The organism is Bartonella sp. CL63NXGY (genome assembly GCF_042194905.1).
GTDB lineage: Bacteria > Pseudomonadota > Alphaproteobacteria > Rhizobiales > Rhizobiaceae > Bartonella.
Genome location: NZ_JBHINK010000096.1, coordinates 1 through 374 on the forward strand (window position 1 = coordinate 1; position 374 = coordinate 374).

A 374-nucleotide genomic window follows, 5' to 3' on the forward strand; every position below is an offset into this window, starting at 1 on the left:
CTCAGATTGAACGGTATCCCGTTACAATTAGGAAATGGGGTAGCCGCCCTCATTATGGGCCTAATTCTGAGTACCTGGATTGCCCATCACCGAGATCATGATTCGATCCCCACTACTGTCACTGGCTTTTTTCAAAGCTTGGGATTAACTCTATTTGTCGGAACAGTGGGGTTACAATCAGCACAAGCATTTACTGGCGCAATTAAATCGCTTGGTGTGGGAGTGCTGTTTATTGGCGCAATTGTCGCAATTGCCCCTCATGTACTAACTCTTTTGTTTGGACGTTATGTGTTGAGAATTGAACCATTAGCATTAATTGGTGCCTTAACTGGCTCTGGAACATGTGCAGCTGCAATGACTGAAATTAATTCCAT

At 44.1% G+C, this 374-nt stretch carries 1 pseudogene; it reads left to right on the forward strand.

The annotated features are described in order from the left end of the window. Window positions 1-54 precede the first annotated feature (54 nt). Window positions 55-374: pseudogene (locus ACFIK0_RS09430) on the forward strand (hypothetical protein); the annotation flags it as partial.